21 protein-coding genes are annotated in these 25154 nt (G+C 66.5%); all 21 read right to left on the bottom strand.

Features of this window, described 5'->3' with window-relative positions; translation table 11 throughout:
* Positions 1 to 14: 14 nt before the first annotated feature.
* Positions 15 to 1274: an acyl-CoA dehydrogenase family protein gene (locus C380_RS03320; RefSeq protein ID WP_015012475.1), complete on the bottom strand. Its 1260-nt coding sequence runs from the start codon at positions 1272 to 1274 to the stop codon at positions 15 to 17.
* The gene (locus C380_RS03315; RefSeq protein ID WP_015012474.1) at positions 1271 to 3205 is read right to left on the bottom strand and encodes a biotin carboxylase N-terminal domain-containing protein; all 1935 of its coding nucleotides are present in this window, start codon (positions 3203 to 3205) and stop codon (positions 1271 to 1273) included. Before C380_RS03315 ends, C380_RS03320 begins: the two co-directional genes overlap by 4 nt.
* A gap of 109 nt (positions 3206 to 3314) precedes the next feature.
* A complete protein-coding gene (locus tag C380_RS03310; RefSeq protein WP_015012473.1) occupies positions 3315 to 4124 on the bottom strand; it encodes an enoyl-CoA hydratase/isomerase family protein in 810 nt (269 codons plus the stop codon).
* Position 4125: 1 nt separating this feature from the next.
* A complete protein-coding gene (locus C380_RS03305; RefSeq protein WP_015012472.1) occupies positions 4126 to 5304 on the bottom strand; it encodes an acyl-CoA dehydrogenase family protein in 1179 nt (392 codons plus the stop codon).
* A 56-nt stretch (positions 5305 to 5360) separates the two neighbouring features.
* Positions 5361 to 6491: a DNA alkylation repair protein gene (locus tag C380_RS03300; protein ID WP_015012471.1), complete on the bottom strand. Its 1131-nt coding sequence runs from the start codon at positions 6489 to 6491 to the stop codon at positions 5361 to 5363.
* Between the two features lie 23 nt (positions 6492 to 6514).
* On the bottom strand, positions 6515 to 8128 hold the full coding sequence (locus tag C380_RS03295) for an acyl-CoA carboxylase subunit beta (protein WP_015012470.1): 1614 nt from the start codon (positions 8126 to 8128) through the stop codon (positions 6515 to 6517).
* Entirely contained in the window at positions 8125 to 9054 is a 930-nt protein-coding gene (locus C380_RS03290) for an SDR family oxidoreductase (RefSeq protein ID WP_015012469.1), read from the bottom strand. The genes C380_RS03295 and C380_RS03290 overlap by 4 nt, the downstream gene beginning before the upstream one ends.
* 24 nt (positions 9055 to 9078) lie before the next feature.
* A complete protein-coding gene (locus tag C380_RS03285) occupies positions 9079 to 9804 on the bottom strand; it encodes a TetR/AcrR family transcriptional regulator (RefSeq protein ID WP_043565109.1) in 726 nt (241 codons plus the stop codon).
* Between the two features lie 1083 nt (positions 9805 to 10887).
* Entirely contained in the window at positions 10888 to 11664 is a 777-nt protein-coding gene (locus C380_RS03280; RefSeq protein WP_015012467.1) for an enoyl-CoA hydratase, read from the bottom strand.
* 75 nt (positions 11665 to 11739) lie between these two features.
* Positions 11740 to 12600, bottom strand: a complete 861-nt coding sequence (locus tag C380_RS03275) for an acyl-CoA thioesterase II (RefSeq protein WP_015012466.1) — start codon at positions 12598 to 12600, stop codon at positions 11740 to 11742.
* A 27-nt stretch (positions 12601 to 12627) separates the two neighbouring features.
* Complete coding sequence (locus C380_RS03270; protein WP_015012465.1) at positions 12628 to 13515, bottom strand: alpha/beta fold hydrolase; 888 nt, start codon at positions 13513 to 13515, stop codon at positions 12628 to 12630.
* A 213-nt stretch (positions 13516 to 13728) separates the two neighbouring features.
* Positions 13729 to 14928 (bottom strand): acetyl-CoA C-acyltransferase, encoded by a 1200-nt coding sequence (locus tag C380_RS03265; RefSeq protein WP_015012464.1) that lies wholly within the window; start codon positions 14926 to 14928, stop codon positions 13729 to 13731.
* Between the two features lie 12 nt (positions 14929 to 14940).
* The gene (locus C380_RS03260) at positions 14941 to 15450 is read right to left on the bottom strand and encodes a DUF4442 domain-containing protein (protein WP_015012463.1); all 510 of its coding nucleotides are present in this window, start codon (positions 15448 to 15450) and stop codon (positions 14941 to 14943) included.
* Between the two features lie 11 nt (positions 15451 to 15461).
* Positions 15462 to 17864 (bottom strand): 3-hydroxyacyl-CoA dehydrogenase/enoyl-CoA hydratase family protein, encoded by a 2403-nt coding sequence (locus C380_RS03255; protein ID WP_015012462.1) that lies wholly within the window; start codon positions 17862 to 17864, stop codon positions 15462 to 15464.
* 66 nt (positions 17865 to 17930) lie between these two features.
* Positions 17931 to 18368 carry a DUF2147 domain-containing protein gene (locus C380_RS03250; RefSeq protein WP_015012461.1) on the bottom strand — a complete coding sequence of 146 codons (438 nt, stop codon included), beginning with the start codon at positions 18366 to 18368 and terminating at the stop codon, positions 17931 to 17933.
* Positions 18369 to 18413: 45 nt separating this feature from the next.
* Positions 18414 to 20210, bottom strand: a complete 1797-nt coding sequence (locus C380_RS03245) for an acyl-CoA dehydrogenase C-terminal domain-containing protein (protein ID WP_015012460.1) — start codon at positions 20208 to 20210, stop codon at positions 18414 to 18416.
* 4 nt (positions 20211 to 20214) lie between these two features.
* Positions 20215 to 20943, bottom strand: coding sequence for a TetR/AcrR family transcriptional regulator (locus C380_RS03240; RefSeq protein ID WP_015012459.1), 729 nt, complete (start codon positions 20941 to 20943; stop codon positions 20215 to 20217).
* A 148-nt stretch (positions 20944 to 21091) separates the two neighbouring features.
* Positions 21092 to 21754: a nucleoid occlusion factor SlmA gene (slmA, locus tag C380_RS03235; protein WP_015012458.1), complete on the bottom strand. Its 663-nt coding sequence runs from the start codon at positions 21752 to 21754 to the stop codon at positions 21092 to 21094.
* Between the two features lie 216 nt (positions 21755 to 21970).
* Complete coding sequence (locus C380_RS03230) at positions 21971 to 23422, bottom strand: sensor histidine kinase (protein WP_015012457.1); 1452 nt, start codon at positions 23420 to 23422, stop codon at positions 21971 to 21973.
* Positions 23423 to 23506: 84 nt separating this feature from the next.
* Positions 23507 to 24199, bottom strand: a complete 693-nt coding sequence (locus tag C380_RS03225) for a response regulator transcription factor (RefSeq protein WP_015012456.1) — start codon at positions 24197 to 24199, stop codon at positions 23507 to 23509.
* A 20-nt stretch (positions 24200 to 24219) separates the two neighbouring features.
* Complete coding sequence (gene argB / locus C380_RS03220; RefSeq protein ID WP_015012455.1) at positions 24220 to 25110, bottom strand: acetylglutamate kinase; 891 nt, start codon at positions 25108 to 25110, stop codon at positions 24220 to 24222.
* Positions 25111 to 25154 lie beyond the last annotated feature (44 nt).

Here is a 25154-nt window from a genome sequence, read left to right as displayed (position 1 = left end):
GGTGCCTGTCTCCTTCAAATGCCGAGCTGCCTGGCAGCCAGGTCTTTCATGATTTCTTCAGCACCGCCGCCGATCATCATCACCTTGACCTCGCGGTAGATGCGCTCGCTGACGGTACCGCGCATGAAGCCCATGCCGCCGAGGATCTGCACGGCCTGGTCGGCGCAGAACTGCATGGTTTGGGTGGCGTGGTTTTTCAGCAGGCACACACTCGCTACCCATTCCGGTCCGGTGCGGCCCGCGTCGGCCTGCGCGGCCACGGATTCGCACCACGCGGCGGTGGACTGGATGCGCATTTGCATGTCCACCAGCTTGTGGCGGATGACCTGGTGCTCGACCAGCGCGGCGCCAAAGGTCTTGCGCTGGCGGGCCCAGGCCAGGGCCTCGTCGTAGCAGGCCTCGGCAAAGCCCAGGGCCGATGCGGCGAGGCCAAAGCGCTCGCCGTTGAAGTTGGCCATGATGATGCGAAAGCCCGCGCCCTCTTCGCCCAGCAGGTAGCGGGCGGGCACGCGCACGTTGTCAAAGCGCAGGTGGGCGGTGTCGGAGCAGAGCCAGCCCATCTTGTCGAGCTTGCTGCGCGACAGGCCTGCGCTGTGGCCGGGGATGAGCAGCATGGAGATGCCTGCGCTGCCTTTGCCGCCGCCGGGCCGCCCCAAGGCGGCAAGCGCCCCCTCGGGGGGCAGCGACCCATGCGAAGCAGGGGAGCGTGGGGGCTCATGGTCTCTGCCAGCGTCGCCAGTCCTCACAGCCACCGTGATCCAGTCCGCGCGCATGCCAGAGGTGATGAACACCTTTTCGCCGTTGACGATGTAGTCGTCACCCTCGCGCCGCGCGGTGGTCTTGAGCTGGGCTACGTCGGACCCGCCACCGGGTTCGGTAATCGCCAGTGCGGCAATCTGCTCGCCCGCCAGCACCGGTGGAATGACCTCAGCGCGCACAGCGTCGCTGCCATGCGCCAGCACGGGCGGTAGACCGATGTTGTGCGACAGCAGGCTGGCCAGCACGCCGCCGCTGGCGCCGTGGCGGCTGAGTGCGCGCCATAGCGGCATGCGCAAGGCGTAGCTGGCAGGCGTGCCGCCGTACTGCTCGGGGTAGCCCAGACCCAGCAGGCCCAGGTCGGCCGCGCGGCGGTACAGGCTGCGAGGGAATTCACCGGCGGCATCCCACGCGCCCACATGCGGCGCGATCTCGGTGCGGGCAAAGCGGGTGACGGTGTCGGTGAGGGCAGTGCGGTCTTCGTCGCTCACAGAGCTTGCGCCGGACGTGGCGGTCATGCGGGCGCTCCTTGCGTGGCGGGTGCAAAGCGGGCCAGCACCTGGCCGGGCGACACCTGCTGGCCGGGCGCTACCAGCAGCTCGGCCACGGTGGCGGCTGCGGGGCTGGCCAGGCTGTGTTCGAGCTTCATGGATTCGATGACCACCACCGTATCGCCCGCCGCCAGCGCCTGGCCTGCGGCGACGGGCAGCGCGACCACCTTGCCGTTGAAGGGGGCGCGCAATTCGGTGGCGCCACCGGCGGCGCCCGCGCGGGCTGCCGGCTCCCACGATGCGTCTTCCACCCAGCCGTCCACGCCGCCGGTTTGCCAGTGCCAGCGCCTCGGGCCCACCGCCACGGAATACACACCGCGCTGGGGCAGTTGCAAGGTCACAGGTTCTGCCCCGGCCTGCTCCACTTGCAGCCGCCCACCGCCCAGCTCGCGCACGGCGATGGTGTGCACCTCGCCCTGGTGGCGTAGCCGAAGGGGCCTGGCCATGGCACAAGGCAGGTCCGACATCGGATTTGAAGCAAAAATGGCCGATAGCGCCGAAGGAATATGCACTGATAGCTCATTATTTGATAGCGACCGCTGCAGCTCCTGGGCATGCTCCGCCAGGAACGGCACCAGCGCCCGGCCGCTGGCAAACACGGGGTGCTGCAAGCAGGCCGCCAGAAACGCGCGGTTGGTGGGCAGGCCCAGCACGCGGGTGCTGTGCAGCGCGCGCACCAGCGCGGCAATGGCCTCGGCCCGCGTCGGCGCGTGCACGATGAGCTTGCCCAGCATCGCGTCGTAGTGGGGGGTGACCTCGGCCCCCTCCTCCAGCGCGTGGTCAAAGCGCAGCGCGCCCAGCGCGGCCCGCTCGAACGCAGTGGCTGGTGGCGCGCTGAACTGCAGCACGCGCCCGGCGTGGGGGCGAAAGTGCGCGTCTTCGGCGCACAGGCGCACCTCAATGGCGTGGCCTTGCAGATGCACTTGGTCTTGCGTGAGCGGCAGCGGTTCGCCGCGCGCCACGCGGATCTGCCACTCCACCAGGTCCAGCCCGGTGAGCGCTTCGGTCACCGGGTGCTCCACCTGCAGGCGGGTGTTCATCTCCATCAGGTAGAAGTCTTCACCATCCAGCAGAAACTCCACCGTGCCCGCGCCTACGTAGCCAGCCGCCTGCGCCAGCGCCACGGCGCAGGCGCCCATGCGCTCGCGCAATGCGGCATCCACCGCTGGGCTGGGTGCCTCTTCAATGATTTTCTGGTGGCGGCGCTGCACCGAGCAATCGCGCTCGCCCAGGTGGATGCACGCTCCGTGGGCGTCGGCAAAGACTTGCACCTCCACATGGCGCGGCTGCAGCAGCGCGCGTTCGATGAGCAGGTCGCCACAGCCAAAACCCGCTAGCGCCTCTGAACGCGCACTGGCCAGTGCGGCGGGCAACTGCGCCAGGTCGGTGACCAGGCGCATGCCCCGCCCTCCCCCACCGGCCACAGCCTTGACCATGAGGGGTGTGCCAATGCGCGCAGCCTCGGCGGCAAAACGCTCGTCGCTCTGATCCTCCCCTGCATAGCCGGGCAGGCAGGGCACGCCATGCGCCTGGGCCAGCGCCTTGGCACCGGCCTTGCTGCCCAGGGCGCGGATGGCCGCGGGTGGTGGGCCGATCCACGCCAGGCCCGCATCCACCACGGCCTGGGCGAAGTCGGCGTTCTCGCTGAGGAAGCCATAGCCGGGGTGCACCGCATCGGCCCCGGTGGCGCGGGCGGCGGCGAGCAGCTTGTCGGTGCGCAGATAAGTGTCGGCACTGGCCGCACCGCCCAAGGCAACGGCCTGGGTGGCTTCGCGCACATGGAGGGCGTTGGCATCGGGGTCGGAGTAGACCGCGACGGTGTCGATGCCCATGCGGTGGGCGGTTTGGATCACCCGGCGGGCGATTTCGCCGCGATTGGCGATGAGGATTCTTTTCATAGGCTGTGCCCTCGCGGCTCCATCGCCCACCGACACGCTGCGCATGCGCCGGCAATTTGCTTCGCCATGCCTTCGGCATGAACAGCCCGATTCGCGATGAATAACTTGTTCATGGCTTCGCACTCCAGGGCGGCGCCTTACGCGCAGCAAACGCCGCCAGCCCTTGCGGCGCCTCAGGCCCGCGCAGCGCTTGCGCAAAAGCCATCGCCGCCGCATCCAGCAGCGCGGGCAATGGCGTCTCGGGCTGGGCCAGCAACAAACGTTTGGTGGCAGCCACGGCCTGCGGCGCTGCGGCGGCGTGGCGCGCGATGGCGGCTTGCACAGCAGCCTCCATGTCACCAGCGACCACCTCATCCACCAGCCCCGCACGTTGAGCCGTCGCGGCATCCCAACGCTCGCCCGTCAGCAAACACCGCCGCGCTGCAGCTGGGCCCAGGCGCCGCAAGACAAAGGGCGCGATCTGCGCAGGCACGATGCCCAGCGTGACCTCGGGCGTGGCGAATTGCGCGCTGGTGTGGGCCAGCACCTGATCGGCGCAGCACACCAGACCAAAGCCGCCGCCCATCGCGGCGCCCTCCACTGCCACGATGAACCACTGCGGCAGCGCACACAGGGCCTGCAGCAGCGCGCCAAAGCGGCGGTTCAGCGGCACTAACGGGTCGGATGCGCCCGCAGCCGGGGGCTGACCTATGGTCTTGGCAAAACCGCCCAGGCTGCCACCCGCGCAGAAATGCCCACCGGCACCGCGCAACACCACGCCACGCAGGTCGAAATCGGCCGCAGCCTGTTCGCACGCGGCTATCAAACCGTCAACCATCGCCTCGGACAGCGCATTGCGACTGGCCGGGTCGTTGAGCGTCCAGGTTTCCACACTGCCGCTGGCCAGCGGCGCGCGTTCGATCAGCAGCGAATCGGCCATGTCAATGCGCGGGCCGCTTGGCGATGCCCATGAGCTTGGCGAGGATGCCCAGCATCACCTCGTCCGCACCGCCGCCAATCGACGCCAGCCGCCCGTCGCGGTACATGCGCGAGACCTTGTTCTCCAGCGTGAAACCCATGCCGCCCCAGAACTGCAGGCAAGTGTCGGGCACCTCGCGGTTCAGGCGGCCGGCCTTGAGCTTGGCCATGCTGGCCAGCTCCAGAACGTCCTGGCCGTTCACGTACAGGTCGCAGGCGCGGTAGGTCAGCGCGCGCAGGGCTTCGATCTCGGTCTTGAGCTCGGCCAGCTTGAACTGCACCCACTGCTGGTCGGCCAGCGTGCTGCCAAAGAGCTTGCGCTCCTGCGCGTAGTCGATGGTCCACTGGATGCAGTGGTTCAGCGATTCGAGCGTACTGGCGGCGCACCACAGGCGCTCTTCCTGGAACTGCTGCATCTGGTAGATGAATCCCTGGCCTTCGGCACCGATGCGGTAGCGCTGCGGCACGCGCACTTCGTCAAAATAGATCAGCCCGGTGTCGCTGCTGTGCATGCCAATCTTGCGGATCTTTTGCGCCACTTCAATGCCCTTCGTGAGCTTGCCGCCGGGCCCGTCGCGCATGGGCACCATCACCAGGCTTTTGTTTTTGTGCACGGGGCCCTCGCCCGTGTTGACCAGCATGCACATCCAGTCGGCCTGCAGGCTGTTGGTGATCCACATCTTTTGGCCGGTGATCACGTAGTCGTCACCATCCTTGCGGGCCACGCTCTTGATGCCCGACACATCGCTGCCCGCCGCAGGCTCGCTCACGCCGATGCAGCCCACCATGTCGCCCGCAATGGCTGGCGCCAGAAACTGGCGCTTGAGCTCTTCGCTGCCGTGACGCGCCAGCGCCGGGGTGCACATGTCGGTCTGCACGCCAATCGCCATGGGCACGCCGCCGCAGTGGATGTGGCCCAGTGCCTCGGCCATGGCGAGGCTGTACGAATAGTCCAGCCCCTGGCCGCCGTATTCCTCGGGCTTGCACAGGCCCAGCAGGCCCAGGTTGCCCATCTTCTTGAAGACCTCGTGCGCGGGGAAGATCTCGGCCGCCTCCCACTCATCCACATGGGGGTTGATCTCCTCGTCGATGAAACGCTTGAGGGTCTTCTGGATCTCGCGGTGCTCGTGCGTGAACTGCATGGTGCTTGTCTCCTGCGGTTGTTGTGCTGTGGTGTTGGTATGCCTGCAAACCTCGATCACGAAAGCTGAAACTGCCCCAGCGGCTGGGGCCGCCCGTTGAGCACCAGCTCCACCTGGTGCGCGCCGGGGTAGTGGGTGCGCGTGGTCATCTGCTGCAACGACAGCGTCTTGCCCACGGCCACGGTGGCACCGGGCGGTATGTCCAGCGTCTGCAGCTTGAACACCTTGGGCGCCGCACCGCCGTGGGCCTTGACGTAGTGCACCTTCAGGTCGGCCAGCACGCGCTGGGCCTGGGGTGTGGGGTTGTGCAGCTCGGCCTCGATGCGCACCTTGTCGCCAATGCGCGCGCGGGCGGGCACCACGCGGGCGGCCCGCACGTCCAGCGCCACGGCATGGCCCACGCCCAGGGCGTCGAGTGCGCCAGCGTCGCCACGTTTGATGAGAAAGCGGAGACCGTGGCGCACCAGGGCTTCACGCGGTGCGGGTGCGCCCTGCAGCCAGGTGCGCGCGGTGCCCACGGCCAGGTCGGGGTGGTCCTTGGCGATGTCGCCCAAGTGGTTGGCGACCGAGCGGCGCACGTAAGACGATGGGTCGTCCTTGAGCGCACCGAGCAACGGCAAGGCCAGCTGCGGGTTGGCCTGGAATGCTGGCAGGCGCGGCGCCCAGGGCAGGCGGGGCCGCGTGCCTTCGCTCACCAGACGGCGCACATGGGCGTTGTCGTCCTGCGCCCAGTCGCGCAGCCGCGCGAGCGTGTCGCCCTGCCGGTGCAGCAGGTAGGGGCGAATGCAGAATTCTGCGGTAAAGCGCTGGGTGAGCGCGTGCTGCGCGGCCATGGCCGCCTCGAAATGCGGCAGGCCGTGTGTGCCGATGTACATGCTGTGCGGCAGGTACAGAAATGCGCTGTAAGGGCGGTCACCCGCATCCGGCTCACCCGCAGCATCCAACCCCATGGGTGGGTCCATCGAATCGACCAGCACGCCCAGCGCGCGCGGCACGTCTTGCGGCAGGTGGGCCTGCAGGGCCTGGGCGATGCGCTGGCCGCGCGCCATCAGCTCCAGCGATTCGTAGCCGGGCTCAATCTGGCGCAAGAAGGCCTGGGTATCGAAAGACCGCCACGCGCGCCGCACCATGGCCGCGATGCGCGGGGGCACGGTGTCGTTCAGCAGGTATTTGAGAGGCTCGGCCATCGTAGGGCTTGCGTGCGAAGCGCTTACATCCGCGCCACGGCAAAGCTCAAGGGCCGCAGCGTGCGGGCCTGGGCCTCGGCGCAGGTGTCCAGGCAAAACGCCAACACGGCCCGCGTGTCGCGCGGGTCGATCACGCCGTCGTCCAGCAGCAGGCCGCTGGTGTAGAACGCATCGGCCTGGGCCTCGAACATGGCGACGATCTTGTCGAACTGGGCTTGCGACTCGGCCGGGTCGGGGGTGATGCCTTTGCGCGCCAGCGCTGCCTCGGTCACGATCTGCATCGTGCGCGCCGCCTGCTCGCCGCCCATTACGGCCGTCTTGGCGCCCGGCCAGCTGAACAGAAAGCGCGGCGCATAGCCCCGACCGCACATGCCATAGTTGCCCGCGCCAAAACTGGCGCCGCACTGGATGGTGATCTGTGGCACGGTGGCGTTGGTCACGGCCTGGATCATCTTGCTGCCGTGCTTGATCATGCCGCCCTGCTCGCTATCTTTGCCGACCATGTAGCCCGTGGTGTTCTGCAGGTAGATGATGGGGTGGCCCAGCTGGCACATCCACTGGATGAAGTGGGTGGCCTTGTTGGCGCCCGCCACGTCGATGGGACCGTTGTTGCTGATGAAACCCACGGCATGGCCCTGGATGTGGCCCTGCGCGCACACGGTGGCCATGCCGTAGCGGGCCTTGAATTCGAGCAGTTCGGAGCCGTCCACCAGCCGCGCCATCACCTCGCGCATGTCCACAGGTTGGCGCAGGTCGGCGGACATCAGGGACAGCAGATCGTCGGCAGGCAAGGTGGGGCCGGGTGCGCTGGTTCGCGGGGGCATGTTCCACCCCAGCTGCGCGACCACATCGCGTGCCAGGCCGATGGCCTCGCGGTCGTCCTGCGCCAGGTATTCGCCCAGGCCCGAGACGGCAGTGTGCATCTCGGCCCCGCCCAGTTCTTCCTCCGTTGCGATCTCGCCCGTGGCAGCCTTGAGCAGCGGGGGCCCGGCCAGAAACGCGCGCGAGCGGCCCTGCACCATGATGACCACATCCGACAGCCCCGGCATGTAGGCGCCGCCTGCGGTGCCCGAGCCGTGCTGCACGGTGATGACCGGAATGCCCGCCGCCGACAGCCGCGCGAGATTGCGGAACAGCGTGCCGCCGTGCACGAAGCCCTCCACCCGGTAGCGCATGAGGTTGGCGCCTGCGCTCTCCACCAGGTGGATGAACGGCAAGCGGTTTTGCAGCGCGATCTCCTGCACGCGCAAGATCTTTTCCAGGCCCATGGGCTGGATGGCGCCGGCTTCGATGCCCGAGTCGCTGGCCACGACCATGCAGCGCACGCCACTGACAAAGCCGATGCCCGCGACCATGCCTCCACCAGGCACGGACTTCTCTGGGTCTTTCACGTCCTGCAGGTAGCCCGCCAGCGTGCACAGCGGCAGCCAGGGTGCACCCGCGTCCAGCAGCAGCGCCACACGCTGGCGCGGCAACAGCTGGCCGCGCTTTTCAAACTGGGGGAGCGACCGGGCCGAGGCGGCGGCGGCACGCTCTTCCAGCGCGCGCAGGGCATCCAGGCGGGCCTGCAGCGCCGCGCGGCGCTGCGCGGCCTCGGCGCTGCCAGGGTTGAATCGGGAAGTGAAGACGGCGGTCATGCGGCCTCGGTCTTCGGGGTGTGGGAAGGCGCAAACACCTGCGGCACCTGCGCGCGATGAAAGCCGTCAAACGGCCGCACGGCCGGGTGTGCTGCGGCGGTGGCACCGGGCGGGCGCTGCGGCCAGCCCATGCGCACCTGGGGTCGGGCGCCGTCCACCCGCAACGTGGTGCCGCTGATGAAGCTGGCTGCCGGGCTGAGCAAAAAGATGATGGCCGCCGACACCTCGGCCTCGTTGCCAAAGCGGCCGAGCGGAACGGTGCGCGGCATGGCACGCAGCATGTCTGCCGCCTCGGGCGGGTAGTTGTCCATGCCGCTGGAGGCAATGTAGCCCGGCGCCACAGCGTTCACGCGCACACCGCTGTGCGCCCATTCGAGTGCAGCGGTTTCGGTGAAGCTGACCATGCCCGCACGCGCCGCGCCGCTGTGCCCCATGCCCGGCATGGAGCCCCACATATCGGCCACGATGTTGACGATGGAGCCACCGTGCGATGCCATCCACTGCCGGTAGCACTCGCGCGCCATGAGAAAGCCGCCGGTGAGGTTGGTGTGCAACACGGCCTCCCAGCCCTTGGCGCTGATGGATTCGAGCGGCGCCATGAACTGCCCACCCGCGTTGTTGACCAGCGCATCGATGCGGCCCTGGGCAGCAAGGATCTGCTGCACCAGCGCGACCACGCCTTCTTCAGAGCGGATGTCGCACACCTGGCATGACACGCGGCCGCCATCGGCGGTGATCTCTTCGGCAACAGCCAGCAGCTTTTCAGGCTTGCGCCCCACCAGCACCACATGCGCGCCCAGATGCGCCAGCTCGTGCGCCGTGCACCGGCCTATGCCCGAGCCCCCGCCGGTGACCACCACCACCTGCCCCTGGAACAGGCCCGGAGCAAACACAGACTGGTAGGCGTTGCGCGCTGTGGGGGCCATGGTGATTCGACCTTGCTTGAGTTTTTATTGGCGGATGAAGAGAGCCAGCGCCTCGTCGGTGAGCGCGTCAAGCGACTTGCCCTTTTTGGGAGAGAACCACTGCACCGCCCAGTTGAGCGCCCCAAAGATGAACAGCCGCGCCACACCGGGCTCGGCCTGCAGGGCGCCCTGCTGTGCCAGCGCTTCCAGCACGGGCATCCAGGTGGCCTCGTAGCTGTCCTTGATGCGGGCAATGCCCTTGCGCTGCGCAGGCGTGAGCGAGCGCCATTCGTACAACATCACGGGGATAAAGCTGCTGCGCGGGCCGAGCAGGATCTCGAAGTGGTGACGGATGAGCGTGTGCAACTGCTCGCGTGCTGCGGCGGTGGCGGGCAGTGCATCGAGTGCCTGCTGCTGGCTTTGTGTAGCCATGGTCATGCCCTCGCTCATCACGGCGTAGAGCAGCGCGCTTTTGCTTTCGAAGTGGTAGAAGGGCGAGCCGCTGTGCATGCCTGCCGCCGCCGCAATGTCGCGCGTGCTGGTGGCGGCGAAGCCCTGGGTGCGGAAGAGCTTGGCCGCGCCGTCCATGAGCTTGCGGCGGCGGTTGCCGTCGTCGAGTTCTTCGGCGGTTTTGCGGGGGCGGCCGCGCGGGCGACGGGTGAGGGTTGGCTCTGCAGGGGTTGGATTGGGTGCGGCCTTGCTGCGGGGGCGGGCCGGGGGGTTCTTGGGAGCGGGGGCGATGGCGCTGGTGCGCGGCATGGGTGAATCCATGCGGGCACGATAGCAAAACTGTTTATTTTTAGCAAGCAAGTGCTTTGTAAAAATAGATGGCTTGTTCCATCAAGCTTGCCATGAAGTGCTATTCGAGGTGAAGCGCTTGTATCTATTGCCTGATTTGCTATTCATTTGAAAGCAGATGACATGCCTATGCGAAGAGCGGAGGCCGGGAGTCGCCCGGCGTGCGAGTAACGTTCTTTCGTCTCGCCGAAAGAAAGTTACCAAAGAAAGGGCGACCCTACTGCGCGCGTCCCTTCGCTGCGCTACGGGCAACCTGCGATGCTCGGACAGGGGCTGCGCCGCAGAACTCACTGCGCGCTACGCGCTCCGTTCAAACAACTGCGGCAAGTCAGTGCACGAAGTGCGTGTGTCCTTCGGCACACGCACGCACCCCCTGCCCTGCGCTTCTCGGCGCTCGCAGAAGGGAACCCAAAAACGGACATCCACACGGGCCATTGCTTCGCTGCGCTGCGCTCGGCCCCGTCTCGCGGGCGCAAGCGCCACGCGCTGCGGACACTGAGCCGAGCGCAGCGATGGCCCGTGTGGCTGTCCGGCTGTTCGGCTGTCCATCCCCTGCTGGCTGCGCCTGCGGCGGGGCGCTTGCGGGGTGGGCATGGGCGTCGAAGCGCCCATGCTTCGTACTCTGACTCGCCGTGGCTGTCCGAGCGGCGCGCGCAGCGCAAAGCGAGTTCCACGGCGCACCCCGCAACCGCCCCGCCGCAGGTTTGCCCCGTAGCGAAGCGCAGGGGTCGCGGACTTGGGGTCGCCTTTTCTTTGGTGACTTTCTTTTGGCGAAGCAAAAGAAAGTTACTCGCACGCCGGGCGACTCCCGGCTCCCGCACTCAAAACGGGCATGCGGTAGCCGCCGCACAGAAGCCTCGACAGGCCCAACCCGAACGGATGGGGCGAGAACGAACTATAAAAACAATAGCTGCCAGCGCTTTCTGCATAAGCGCCTGCAGCCAAAAAAACCTTCAAACTCGGCGACTCAAACCGCGCTGAAATCTGGCCTTCTCTTTTACCGAAAGATCGTTCAGCCCGCTACGCGGTCTACACCGCTATCGCGCTGGCCAGATTTCAGCTCTTGCTGAAATCTGGCTTTCTCTTTTCCATAAACGCCGAGAACGCTTCGCGCGCCGCAGGCTCACGCAACATGCGCCCAAAGCTCTCCCCCTCTTCCGCCATCACCTCCAGCACCTTCGCCGTCTGCCCACCCTTCATCAACCGCTTGGTTTCGATGAGCGACGACAACGGCTTGGCCGCCAGCTTTTTGGCCTGCGCCTGGGCATAGGCATTGCACTCCGTCGGCGGCACCACGCGGTTCACCAGGCCGACTTCCAGCGCCGCCTCGGCCATGAAGGGCTCGCCCAACAGCAAGGCCTCCGCAGCACGGTGATACCCCAGCATCTGCGGCACCAGCAGGCTCGATGCCGCCTCGGGGCACAGGCCCAGATTCACAAAAGGCATCGAGAAAGCCGCGTTGTCGCCCGCATAAACCAGGTCGCAATGGAACAGCATCGTCGTGCCAATGCCCACGGCCGGGCCGCAGACCGACGCGATCACGGGCTTGGGGAAGGTGGCGATGCCGCGCAGAAAGCGGAACACCGGCGAGTCCTGCGTGGCAGGCGGCTGCTGCAGAAAGTCGCCAATGTCGTTGCCCGCGCTGAAGATGGCGATGTCGCCCTGGAACACCACCACGCGCACGCTGGCGTCGGCCTTGGCGGCGTCCAGCGCGTCGGCCATGGCGGCATACATGTCGCGCGTGATCGAGTTCTTCTTGTCCACGCGATTGAACGTGATGGTGGTCACGCCCGCTTCAGAATGGACGAGGATGTCTTGGGTGGCTTGGGTCATGGTGGTGAAGGTTCCGGGGTCTGATGGATGTGAACGAGAGGAATGGTGCACGGCGCAGGGCAACAGGCCGACTTCCTACTCCTTGTAGTAAACGATTTGGTGGCTGGTGGCGAGCATGGTGCCCGCTTCGTTCCACAGCTGCACGGTCTGGTCAAAAAAGCCGTTGCGGAACTCCTGCCCGCGCGCCTGGCCGAGAAGATAACCCGTGCCCGTGGCCTGCAGTTGTGCGGCGCTGGCATGGAAGTAGACCGTGATCGACACCGTGCCCGCCGGCACATGGCGCGCACGGCGCAGCCAGACGCGGGGAAAGAACACATCGGCCAGGGCCGCGAGCGCCACAAAGTCCAGCGGGCGAGGTGGCGCATCGCGCATCCACAACTGGGTCAGGCTGTGGTCGCCACTGCCGTCCCACTCGCGCGGAATGGCGCCGGTGACGGGGCGCATCTCGTAGCGGTTGAGCCACTCCACGCCAAAGCCGGGGGGAATGGCAGGCTGTGCCGAGGGTGCAGGCACTTCGGGCATGGGCACATCGCCCACGCTCCAGGTCTCGCGGCGCACGGCGGTGACGGCCGTAGCGGTGGTGGTGACCACCTGCGCCCCGTCATCACCCGCCTGCAGGATCGACAGCGTCCAGTGCTGGGTCGAGCGGTTGGTGCGCACGGGCGTGGCCTGCACGGTGAACGCACCAGCGGTCAAAGCGCCCGCATAGTTGACGGTGAGCGACAGCGGATCGCCCAGCCGGTCGGGGTGCTGCAAGATGGCCTGTAGCAGCGTGGCGGCGGTGACGCCGCCGAACGGTCCGACCATGTTCCAGTAGCCAGGGTGGGTCTGCCCTTCGTACTGGCCCGGCGCGGAAGAGGACGAGGCCGTCAGCTGTACCGCATCGTCCAGCGGGTGGGCAGCGGACGCAGTGGAAGAATGGGAGGAAGAAGTCATGCTGCGAGTGTGCCGCGAAACAGCCGCTCAGGCCGTCGTGCCGGAGACTTCGGCGTGCGATACACCGCCGCCCAAGGCCGCCAGCGCCGCTGCGGCGCGCGGCCACAGGCTCTGACGGAACTGGTCGCGAAAGAAGCCAAAGTGTCCGATGCGCCGCACCTGCAAATCGGCGGGCGTGATGCTCTCCACGCGGCGCTCGGTGTTGGCGTACAGGTTCACCAGGTTGTGCGTGCCGCGCAAGGTCATCAGCTCGTCGTCCGCCATCGACAGCGCCAGCACCGGAAAGCGCACCGCGCCATAACTTTGCGCCACGGCCGGCCCCTCGGCCCCCACGCTGTAAGCGGGGTCCAGACACCAGCGCCGCCACTGCAGGATCACCCCCGCAGGCAGGTCGCCCACCTTCTTGAGCGTGCGCCCCGGAAAGTACCCGCACAGCCGCGTGGCCAGTGGCACCAGCACCCACCAGAAGTACGGAACGATGCGCTTGAGCTGCGGCGCGTTGTCGCGCCAGTAGCCGCTGCCTGCGGCCACACTCAGCAGACCCGCCACCTGCTCGGGCTTTTTCAGCAAGCCCGGCAACTGCGCGCCCAGGCTGTGGCCCAGCAAATACAGCGGCTGCGACGGCAACGCGGCCTTGGCGGCTGTGATCACCGCCTCGTAGTCCTGCGCCCAGTCGAACAGATCCGCCTTCACATCGCGCATGGCGCCCTGCAGCGAATCGCCATGGCCTCGGTAGTCGAACGTGGTGACCCGAAACCCCTGCTGCGCCATCCACAGCGCAAAGGCCTCGTAGTACGACTGCCGCACCCCCATCGCGCCGCCGATGACAACGCTGGCGCGCGGAGCGCGCTCGGGTTCGTAGACACGCAGCGCCAAAGACACCGCCCCATTGACCTGCAAGGTTTGCTTGTTCATGTCTGTCTCCTTAGCTCAATGCCGATCTGCGCCGGCTTGAATGGAAAACAAAAACAGGCAGTGCACTTCCCCCTGCCTTCACACTCCGCCCTCAAAGGCGTAGCGAGCGGGATCAGCTGCTAGGCGGACGGAGCGCAGGAACCGGAACGTACTTGCGGTACGTGAGGATTGCGAGCACCGCCCAACGACGCAGATGGCCCGCGCAGTAGCCAGTTACAACGCCTCGATGATGCCGGCGGCGCCTTGGCCTGTCCCTACACACATCGTGACCATGCCGTACTTCAGCTTGTGCCGACGCAGCGCGTGCACCACCGTCGCCGCGCGAATCGCACCGGTCGCCCCCAGCGGGTGCCCCAGAGCAATCGCGCCGCCCATCGGGTTCACGTTCGCAGGGTTCAGGCCCAGCGTGTTGATCACGGCGAGCGACTGCGCCGCAAACGCCTCGTTCAGCTCGTACCAGCCAATGTCGTCGCTCTTGAGCCCCGCATACCGCAGCGCCGCAGGAATCGCCTCGATGGGACCAATGCCCATGATCTCGGGCGGCACGCCACGCGCGGCGTAGCTCACAAAGCGGGCCAGGGGCGTCAGGCCAAACTGCTTCACCGCCTTTTCGCTGGCCACGATGAGCGCACCGGCGCCATCGCTGGTCTGCGAGCTGTTGCCCGCCGTGACGCTGCCACGCGCCGCGAACACGGGCTTGAGCTTGGCCAGGCCTTCCAGGGACGTGTCGGGGCGTGGGCCTTCGTCCAGGTTCACGGTGCGGCGCTTTTCCACCACTTCGCCGGTGGCGAGGTTGGGCGAACGCTCCACGATCTCGATGGGCGTGATTTCGTCGGTGAACTCCCCTGCCTTTTGCGCCTTGATGGCGCGCAGGTGGGATTCGAGGGCGAACGCGTCCTGCGCTTCGCGGCTCACCTTCCACTGCTGGGCAACCTTTTCTGCCGTGAGGCCCATGCCGTAGGCAATGCCCACATCTTCGTCGCGCGCAAACACCTCGGGGTTGAACGAGGGCTTGTTGCCACCCATGGGCACCAGGCTCATGGACTCGGCGCCACCGGCGATCAGCACATCGGCCTCACCCACGCGGATGCGGTTGGCAGCCATCTGCAGCGCGGTGATGCCCGATGCGCAGAACCGGTTCACGGTCACACCGCCCACAGGGTGATTGAACGCCAAGCCCACGGCGATGCGGGCCATGTTCATGCCTTGCTCGCCTTCGGGGAACGAGCAGCCAATGATGGCGTCTTCAATCGCCTTGGGGTCCAGCGTGGGGACCTGGGTCATCGCACTCTTGATGGCGGCGACCAGCAGGTCGTCAGGCCGGGTGTTCTTGAAATAACCGCGGCCCGAGCGCCCGATGGGCGTGCGCGTGGCGGCGACGATGTAGGCGTCCTGGACTTGTTTTTGAGCCATGGTGAAACTCCTTCAATTCTTGGGAGGGCGGCTGGAAGGAACCCAGGCCCACGTAAATACACATTCGACCGGCTCCACACCGGCTTCGTCGGTCACCGTGACCGCTACTTGCACCTCGCCCTTGTCGCTGGCCTGCATGGCGGCGCGCTGCTCGGCGGTGAGCGTGGCCACGGCCTTCAGGCCGCCCGTGGCGCGCTTCCTGAACGCCATCGAAAGTTCCTTGGCCAGCGGCAGGCAGTCATCGCGTACGTTCATGCCCACGACCATGCCCGTGGCCGTTTCGGCCAGCAGGTTCATGGCCGAGGCGTGCACGCCGCCGATGTGGTTCTGCACGCGGTGCTCGTTGGCAAGATGCACCTCGACACGCTCGGGCGTGAGCGACACGAACTTCACCCCGGCCGTGCCGGTAAAGGGCACAGCCCGGCGCAGGATGATGTTCTGCACGAAGCCGCGCATGAAAGCGGGCGCCTCGTCCAGGCGCATCAGCGAGCGCTGGAGTTTGTTGGGGGCTGAGCTCGTCATGGTGACGCCGGTCAGTTGCGGACGGGTTTTCCGGTGGAGAGCATTCCGAGAATGCGCTCGTGCGTCTTGGGCTGGGCGATCAGGTGGCAGAACACCTTGCGCTCCAACGTGAGCAGGTATTCCTCGCTCACCATCGAGCCCGCATCCACATCGCCGCCACAGACCACCTCGGCGATCATGGCGCCGATCTTGAAGTCGTAGGCGCTGATGAAGCCGCCGTCGCGCATGTTCACCAGCTGGGCCTTGATGGTGGCCAGGCCGCTGCGGCCCGCCACGGGGAACAGGCGCTTGTGCGGTGCACGCCAGCCGCTCGCGGCCATGGACTTGGCTTCGTTGATGGCGACGAACAGCAGCTCGTCCTTATGGGGCACGATCACGTCGCTGTCCAGCAGGAAGCCCAGCTTGCGCGATTCGATGGCGCTGGTACCCACCTTGGCCATGGCCGCGGCGGTGAAGCCTTCGGTCAGGAAAGGCAGGATGTCCTTGCTGGTCGAAGCGGCCATGTTCTCGGCCGCGCGGCGGGCGATGTAGGTCAGGCCGCCGGCGCCGGGCACCAGGCCCACGCCCACTTCGACCAGGCCGATGTAGCTTTCCATGTGCGCCACACGCTTGGCCGAATACACGGCCAGTTCGCAGCCACCGCCCAGCGCCATGCCATGGATGGCAGCCACCACCGGCACCTGGGCGTAGCGAATGCGCATCATCAGGTTCTGCAGCTCTTGCTCAATGCTTTCCACCGCGTCGGCGCCGCCGACCATGAAGGCGGGCATCGTGGCTTCCAAGTCCGCACCCACGCTGAAAGGCGCGTCGCCGGACCAGATCACCATGCCTTGGTACTCAGACTCGGCCAGTTCCAGCGCCTCCATCAGCGCTTCCATCACCTCGGGGCTGATGGCATGCATCTTGTTCTTGATGCTGGCGATGAGCACTTGGCCGTCCAGCGTCCAGGTGCGCAGAGCCTTTGATTCGGCAATGGTGGTGCCAGCGGTGCGCCAGTCGGGCAGGCTGGTTTCGCCCAGCAGCGCCTCAGGGAAGATCTGGCGCTCGTACACGGGCAGTTGGCGGCGGGGCACAAACTTGCCTTGCGATGCGCTCCACGAACCTTGCGCGGTGTGCACGCCACCGGCCTCGGCCACGGGGCCCTTGAAGACCCACTCGGGCAGCGGTGCCTTGCACAGGGCCTTGCCCGCGTCGATGTCTTCCTGGATCATCTTGGCGACTTCGAGCCAGCCTGCTTCCTGCCACAGCTCGAAGGGGCCCTGCTTCATGCCAAAGCCCCAGCGCATGGCCTGGTCCACGTCGCGCGCGTTGTCGGCGATGGTGCCCAGGTGCACGGCGGCGTAGTGGAAGCTGTTGCGCAGGATGGCCCAGAGGAACTGGCCGGGCGCGCCTTCGGCGTTGCGCAGCAGGCGCAGGCGTTCGGCGGCGGGCTTCTTGAGCATGCGGGCGTACACCTCGTCAGCCTTCTGACCAGCAGGCACATACTCTTCGCTTTCGAGCTCGAAGCGCATCACGTCGCGGCCGACCTTCTTGAAGAAACCTGCCTTGGTCTTCTGGCCCAGGTTGCCCAGCTCCAGCAGCTTTTTCAGCACGGCGGGCGTGCCGAAGCTTTCGTAGAAGGGATCGGTCTCCAGGCTCAGGTTGTCCTGCAGCGTCTTGATGACGTGGGCCATGGTGTCCAGGCCCACCACGTCGGCGGTGCGGAAGGTGCCGCTCGATGCACGGCCGAGCTTCTTGCCCGTGAGGTCGTCCACCACGTCGTAGGTCAGGCCGAAGTTCTCAACTTCCTTCATGGTGGCCAGCATGCCGGCGATGCCCACGCGGTTGGCCACGAAGTTGGGCGTGTCGTGCGCGCGCACCACGCCCTTGCCCAGGCCGCTGGTCACAAAGGCTTCGAGCTGGTCGAGCACTTCGGGCTGGGTGGTGGGGGTGTTGATCAGCTCCACCAGCGTCATGTAGCGCGGGGGGTTGAAGAAGTGGATGCCGCAAAAGCGCGGCTTGATGCTCTCGGGCAGCACTTCGCTCAATTTGGTGATCGACAGGCCCGAGGTGTTGGACGCCAGGATGGCGTGCTTGGCCACGTGGGGCGCGATCTTGGTGTAGAGGTCGAGCTTCCAGTCCATGCGCTCGGCAATGGCCTCGATCACGAGGTCGCATTCCTTGAGCAGGTGCATGTGCTCTTCGTAGTTGGCCTGCTGGATCAGCGCCGCATCGTCGGCCACACCCAGGGGCGAGGGCTTGAGCTTCTTGAGGCCTTCGACGGCCTTGGTGACGATGCCATTCTTCGGGCCTTCCTTGGCAGGCAGGTCGAACAGCACCACGGGCACCTTCACGTTGACGAGGTGGGCGGCAATCTGCGCGCCCATCACGCCTGCGCCGAGCACGGCGACTTTTTTCACTTGGAATCGGGACATGGGTTGGGTTCCTGGTTGGGGCGCTGCGCGACACCGCTGGGGTGCGCGCGGCCACGGGAATGGGGTTTACTGGACGCGGATCCAGGTTTGCGTGCGACCAAACGGGCCGATCGAGCCGCGCACTTCGAGCTTCTTGCCGCCCTCGATGGGGGTCATGCGCAGGGTGTAGTTGCGACCGTTCTCGGGGTCGAGAATCTTGCCGCCCTCCCACACTTCTTTGCCGTCGGCCTTCTTGGCGCCACGGATGATCTCCAGCCCGAGAATGGGCTTGCCCTTGCGGTCATCCGAGCATTCGTCGCAGACCTCGTCGGGCTTGGCGTCCTTGGACAGGCGCTTTTCGAGCGCTCCGTGCAGCACGCCGCCGCCAATGTCGCGGATGCGGATCTCGGCCTTGGCCTCGCCGGTCTTGTCATCGATGTTGCGCCACAGGCCTTCGGGCGTCATCTGCGCCCAGGCCGGCAGCGCGCCCGCTACCAAAACAATAGCTACTACCGCTTTGAACATCTGCGCTCCCTGGCAAAAAGGCTTGAAATCCGCATCCGGCGCCGATCAGGCCAGGGCCAGATCGGTGTCCATCAGCACCTTGCTGCCGGCACGGGCGGTGCGCATCAGCGTCGCCGTTTCGGGGAACAGCTTGGCGAAGTAGAAGCGCGCGGTCTGCAGCTTGGCACCATAGAACGGGTCGGTGTTGCCAGCGGCAATTTCGCGCAGGGCGACCTGGGCCATGCGGGCGAACAGGTAGCCGAACACCAGGTGGCCGGCCACGCGCAGGTAGTCCACGGCGGCGGCGCCCACTTCGTCGGGGTTTTGCATGCCCTTGAAGCCGATCTCGGTGGTGAACTTGGTCATCTGGTCACCCAGCATGGCCACGGGGTTGATGAACTCAGCCATGCGCTCGTTCACGCCCTCTTCTTCCACCAGCTGGCCAATCAGCTTGCCCAGCTTTTTCAGCGTGGCGCCGTTGTTGCCCAACACCTTGCGGCCCAGCAGGTCCAGCGACTGGATGGTGTTGGTGCCTTCGTAGATCATGTTGATGCGGTTGTCCCGCACGTACTGCTCCATGCCCCATTCCTTGATGAAGCCATGGCCGCCGAAGACCTGCATGCACGCATTGGTGCTGATGTGGCCGTTGTCGGTAATGAAGGCCTTCACGATAGGGGTCAGCAGGGCCACGAGTTCTTCGGAGTCCTTGCGCACCTTTTCATCGGGGTGGCTGTGCACCTTGTCCAGCAGCAGCGTGCAGAAGATCTGCAGCGCGCGGCCACCCTCGGCATAGGCCTTGGCGGTGAGCAGCATCTTGCGCACATCGGGGTGCACGATGATGGGGTCGGCGTCTTTGTCCTTGGCCTTGGGGCCTGACAGGCTGCGCGACTGGATGCGGTCCTTGGCGTAGGCCAGGGCGTTCTGGTAAGCCACTTCGGTCAGGCCCAGCGACTGGTTGCCCACCCCCAGGCGGGCGGCATTCATCATCACAAACATTGCGGCCAGGCCCTTGTTGGGCTGGCCCACCATGGTGCCGATGGCGCCGTCCAGCGCGATCTGCGCGGTGGCGTTGCCGTGGATGCCCATCTTGTGCTCCAGGCCCGTGCAGAAGATCGGGTTGCGCTCGCCCAGCGAGCCGTCGGCATTGACGTTGAACTTGGGCACCACAAACAGGCTGATGCCCTTGCTGCCCTTGGGCGCATCGGGCAGGCGAGCCAGCACCAGGTGAACGATGTTGGCGGCCATGTCGTGCTCACCGGCACTGATGAAGATCTTGTTGCCGGTGATCTTGTAGGTGCCGTCGGCCTGGGGTTCGGCCTTGGTGCGCATCAGGCCCAGGTCGGTACCGCAATGGGGTTCGGTCAGGCACATGGTGCCGGTCCATTCGCCGCTGGTGAGCTTGGGCAGGTACAGGGCCTTCTGGGCGTCGGTGCCGTGGGCGTGCAGGGCTTCGTACGCGCCGTGCGACAGGCCGGGGTACATCGTCCAGGCCTGGTTGGCCGAGTTCAGCATCTCGTACAGGCACTGGTTCAGCACAAAGGGCAGGCCCTGGCCGCCGTAGGCCGGGTCGCAGCTCAGCGCCGCCCAGCCGCCTTCCACGTACTTGGCGTACGCGTCCTTGAAGCCGGTGGGGGTCTTCACTTCGTGCGTGGTCTTGTTCAGCACGCAGCCTTCGGTGTCGCCGCTGATGTTGAGCGGGAACGCGACTTCGGCGGCAAACTTGCCGGCCTCTTCGATCACGGCGTTGATGGTGTCCACATCCACTTCGGCGTGGGGGGGCATCGCCTTGAATTCATCACTCACCTTGAGCACTTCGTGCATGACGAATTGCATGTCGCGCAGGGGCGGCGTATAGGTAGGCATGGGTTTACTCCTTGGATGGGGTGGTTTGGTTGGAAACTTTGCGGCGCGCCACCGTGGGTGCCTTGGCGGCCGCCGCCGGCGCGCTGTAACGCGCCAGGATGTTGTGAAAGCCCACGACGGCCCGGTCGATGGAGCCCGGGGTCTGCAGGAACCGCGCTTCGTAGTGCAGCGCGAGGATCAGGCCGTGAATCTCGAAGAGCATCTGCTCTTCCTTGGTGTCGGCCCGCAGCTCGCCCAGCTCCTTGCACTGCTCGATGGCGCGGCGCATGGCGGCATGCCAGGTCAGCACCGAGCTGGCCAGTGCGTCGCGCACGGGGCCGGTGCGGTCGTCAAACTCGACCGCGCCGCTGATGTAGATGCAGCCCGAGTCGATTTCGATGGAGGTGCGCTTCATCCAGTTGTCGAACAGCGCCGACAAACGCGCCACGCCGCGCGGGGCGGACATGGCGGGGTAGAACACTTCCTGCTCGAAGCGGGTGTGGTATTCGCGGATCACGGAGATCTGCAGCTCTTCGCGCGAGCCAAAGTGGGCGAACACGCCCGACTTGCTCATGCCCGTGACGTCGGCCAGCGCCCCGATGGAGAGACCCTCCAGCCCGATGTGGGTGGCCAGGCCCAGCGCCGCCTCGACGATGGCCGCCTTGGTCTGCTGGCCCTTTTGCAGTGCACGGCCCGTACCGCTGCGAGCGCGCGGAATGCGGGTGACCTGGCGGGATTCGGGGGTGGAGGACATGGGCACGAATAAAAACGAACGTTCGTTCTATTCTGCAGCAAATTCCCCGCGCACCCCAAGCCCCCGGAAAAAATAGGGAGACGTACCCAAACCACCCGTTGCAGCCGCGCCACCCTTGCTGGGTAACGCTGCCTCGGACGTCTGCTGGCTACAGCATCAGCGCCAGACTGGCTTCCAGGTGCTCGGTGGGCAAGCGCCGAAACCCCGAGCGGGCATAACCCTGCAGCCGCCCGACCACAAAGGCCGTCAACACACTGGCCGCCACCTGGGCGTCCACCGTGGGCGTGTTGGAGGCGGCCGTGGTGGTCCGCAGGCACTGGCGCAGGGTGGATTCAATGCGGTCAAAAAACTGGTTCATGCGCTGCTGCAGGCGCTCGTGCTCGAACACCAGCGCGTCGCCCACCATCACCCGCACCATGCCCGGGTTGCGCTCGCCAAACTGCAGCACCAAGGCCACGATGCGGGCGGCCTGGCGCGCGCCCGCGTCGGCAGGCTGTGCGGGGTCGGGCACGTCGCGCCCAGTGATCTGCTGCACCAGCGTGAACACCGATTGCTCGATGAAATCGATCAATCCCTCGAACATCTGCGCCTTGCTGGCGAAGTGGCGGTACAGCGCCGCCTCGCTGACGGACAGGCGTGCGGCCAACGCGGCGGTGGTGATGCGTTCAGCCCCCGGCTGCTCCAGCATGGCGGCCAAGGCCTGCAGGATCTGGATGCGCCGCTCCCCGGGCTTGGGCCGCTTGCGGGCAGCCGCAACATCACCCGCTTCGGCGGTACTGGCGGACTCGGGGAGGGGCGAGATTTCAGACATGCAGGACAGGGACTCCGGTGGGCCCCGCGCCCGGAACACATGCCACCGGGCATGGTCGGATCACGGCAGGGCGTGGATCACGATGTCACGTCTTGCCACAGCCAGGAGGGGCTGGGCCGCCACCTGTTTGCACAAGTCAATCGTGTATGGAAATGATTCTCGCACAGGCCCCAAAGCGATCCCCGCAGGCCCTGGCAGGCCTCAGGGCACGCACCACTACAGCGGGAACACCACGGCCACCACGAGCCCCCGCCCCTGGGGGCCGGTGCCCAGCGTCAGCGCGGCGCGGTGCACGCGGGCAATCTCGTCCGCAATCGCCAGCCCCAGGCCGGTGCCCTCGCCGCCCGCACCGGGCACGCGGTAGAAGCGCTGCAGCACGCGGGTGCGCTCACTCTCCGGCACCCCCGGGCCATCGTCCTCCACCTCCATGTAGGGGCGCGGCGGGCCCAGACGCCCCTGGCGCAGTCCGCAGCGGATGGTGACCACGCCCCCCGGCGGGGTGTACTTGATGGCGTTGTCCACCAGGTTGGACAACAGCTCGCGCAGCAGCCAGCCGTGGCCCGTGACATGCACCAGCTGCACATCGAGCCCCAAATCCAGGCCCTTGCCGGTAGCGGCGTCCAGAAAGTTTTCGAGCAGCGATTCGCACAGGTCCTTGAGGTCCACCCGCTGCGGCGGTTGCGCATCCAGGCTGCGGGCATCGGCCCGGGACAGGGCCAGCAGCTGGTGCGCCAGCTGCGAGGTGCGGCGCGTGGCATTGCGCAGCTTCTCGATCTGATCGACTCCTAAAACAATAGCACCTTGCGCACGATCTTCATGCGCTAGCGGCATTTTTCGGTCGAAATCCGGAAAAGAGGTGCGGGGCGGCGCTGCCGCCTTGGCCATCATGGCCCAGGCCTCGACCTGGGCCTGCAGGCCTGCCAGCGGCGTGCGCAGCTGGTGCGCCGCGTCGGCCACAAAGCGCCGCTGCCCCTCCGCCTGCGCATTGACCAGAGCAAACAGGCGGTTGAGCGAGTGCACCAGGGGGCGGACCTCGTCGGGCGATGCGGCCTCGTCGATGGGACTGAGGTCCCGCGGCGAGCGGCGCTCCACCGCCTCGGCCAGGCCCACCAAGGGTTTGAAGGCCTGACGCACCGCCCAGTGGATCGCAAAACCCGCCGCTACCAGGAGCACCAGGTTGGGCAGCAACACGCGCAGCAGCAGTTGTTGCGCCCATTTCTGGCGCGGGTCCGACCCGTCGGCCAGAGCCACCACCAGCTCGCCCGCCCCGGTGCGCCCGCGCTGTGCCGCCACCCGGTACGTCACCCCGCCGAATTCCACGCTGTGGAACTCCGGGGCCTGGGTGGTGGGCACGGCGCCATGCACCCAACCCTCGCCCAGCAGCAGGCGGCCGGAGGTGTCACGCACGCTGTAGGCAGCAAAACCGGCGTTCTGGCGCAGAAAATCTTCAATGGGCGGCGCAAGCAAGAGCAACGGCGGGTCGTTGTCGTGAATGGGTGGCGCCAGCACCGAATCGGCCAGTGCCGGCAGCAGCCGCACCAGCCGCTGGTCATGCTGGCCAGCCGCCTCGTCGGCCGAACGGTAGTCCAGCCAGACCCCCACCAGCGCGAGCACACACAGCGGCAACACCAGCATCAGCAGCAGCCGGGTGCGCAAATCCGACGTCATCGCGCGCAAACCGGGCCGCCGGGAGGAGTTCTTCTTCCAAAGCATGGCGAGGCGGCCGAAAGATGCGGGTGGGGGAATTGCGGCTCAGGGGGCCTGCAGTTCGAGGCGGTACCCAAAGCCCCGGATGGACCGCAGCGCCACGCCATGGGGCTCCAGCTTGCCCCGCAGGCGCGAGACATAGACCTCCACCGCGTTGGGGGTGATCTCTTTGTCCCAGCCGGTCAGCGCCTGGAGCAGCTTGTCTTTGCTCGCGGGCTTGGGCGCGTTGATGAGCAGGTATTCAAGCACCGTCCACTCGCGGGGCCCCAGTTCGATGACCTGCTCACCCGCTGGCGTGCGCATACTGGCCCGGCGCCCGGCCGTGTCCAACTCCAACGGGCCAAAACTCAGCACGGCCGTGGTCGCAGCCTGGGAGCGGCGCAGCAGTGCCCGCAGGCGCGCCAGCAGCTCGGGCAGTTCAAACGGCTTGACCATGTAGTCGTCCGCCCCCAGGTCCAGCCCCTGCACTCGGTCATGCAGCGCGTCGCGCGCTGTCAGGATCAACACGGGCATCGCAGGACTCGCCATGTCCGGGCGACGCAGGCGGCGGGTCAGTTCCAGGCCGTCCATGGCGGGCAGCCCGATGTCGATGATGGCGGCGTCAAACGACTCGGCGCGCAGCACCTCTTCGGCCCGTTCGCCGCTGCCCACCCAGTCCACCGCATAACCCGCGTCGGTGAGCCCCAGCTTGATGCCGCTGGCCACCATCACATCGTCTTCGACCAACAGCAGGCGCATGGAGCCCTCGCGCAGGGAGATCAGTGGGACCGGATCATGGTGCCGTAGGCCTGGTCGGTCAGGATCTCCAGCAGCATGGCATGGGGCACACGCCCGTCAATGATGTGCACGGCATTCACGCCGGCTTTGGCTGCATCCAGTGCGCCGGCGATCTTGGGCAGCATGCCCCCCGAGATCGTGCCGTCGGCAAACAGCTCGTCGATGCGACGGGCCGTCAGGTCGGTCAACAGGTTGCCGGCCTTGTCGAGCACCCCGGGCGTGTTGGTCAGCAGCATCAGCTTTTCAGCCCGCAACACCGTGGCCAGCTTGCTGGCCACCACATCCGCGTTGATGTTGTAGCTCTCGTTGTTCTCGCCAAAACCAATCGGGCTGATGACGGGAATGAACGCATCGTCTTGCAGCGCTTTCACCACGCTGGGGTCGATGGAGACGATATCGCCCACCTGCCCCACGTCGTGTTCGATGGTGGGGTCCTTGCTGTCCACCATCTTGAGCTTTTGCGCGCGGATCATGCCGCCGTCCCGGCCCGTCAAACCCACGGCCTTGCCACCAGCCTGATTGATCAGACCCACGATGTCCTGCTGCACCTCGCCCGCCAGCACCCATTCGACCACCTCCATGGTCTCGGCATCGGTCACACGCATGCCCTGGATGAACTCGCCCTTCTTGCCCAGTCGATTGAGCGCGGTTTCGATTTGCGGGCCGCCACCGTGCACCACCACCGGGTTCATGCCCACCAGCTTGAGCAGCACCACGTCCTCGGCAAAGTCGGCCTGCAGGGCCGGGTCCGTCATGGCGTTGCCGCCGTACTTGATGACCATGGTCTTGCCATGGAACTTGCGGATGTAAGGCAGCGCCTGGGCCAGGATTTCAGCCTTGTCGCGTGGGGCAATCGAAAGAAGGTCGGTCATGGAGGCGTGCCATCCGGAGAAAACAGTGAGGCGCAAATTGTGCC

The sequence above is a fragment of the Acidovorax sp. KKS102 genome, from assembly GCF_000302535.1.
Taxonomy (GTDB): Bacteria; Pseudomonadota; Gammaproteobacteria; order Burkholderiales; family Burkholderiaceae_C; genus Acidovorax.
The sequence above is the reverse complement of the archived record's forward strand: the minus strand, read 5'-3'. Positions and strand labels throughout refer to the sequence as shown.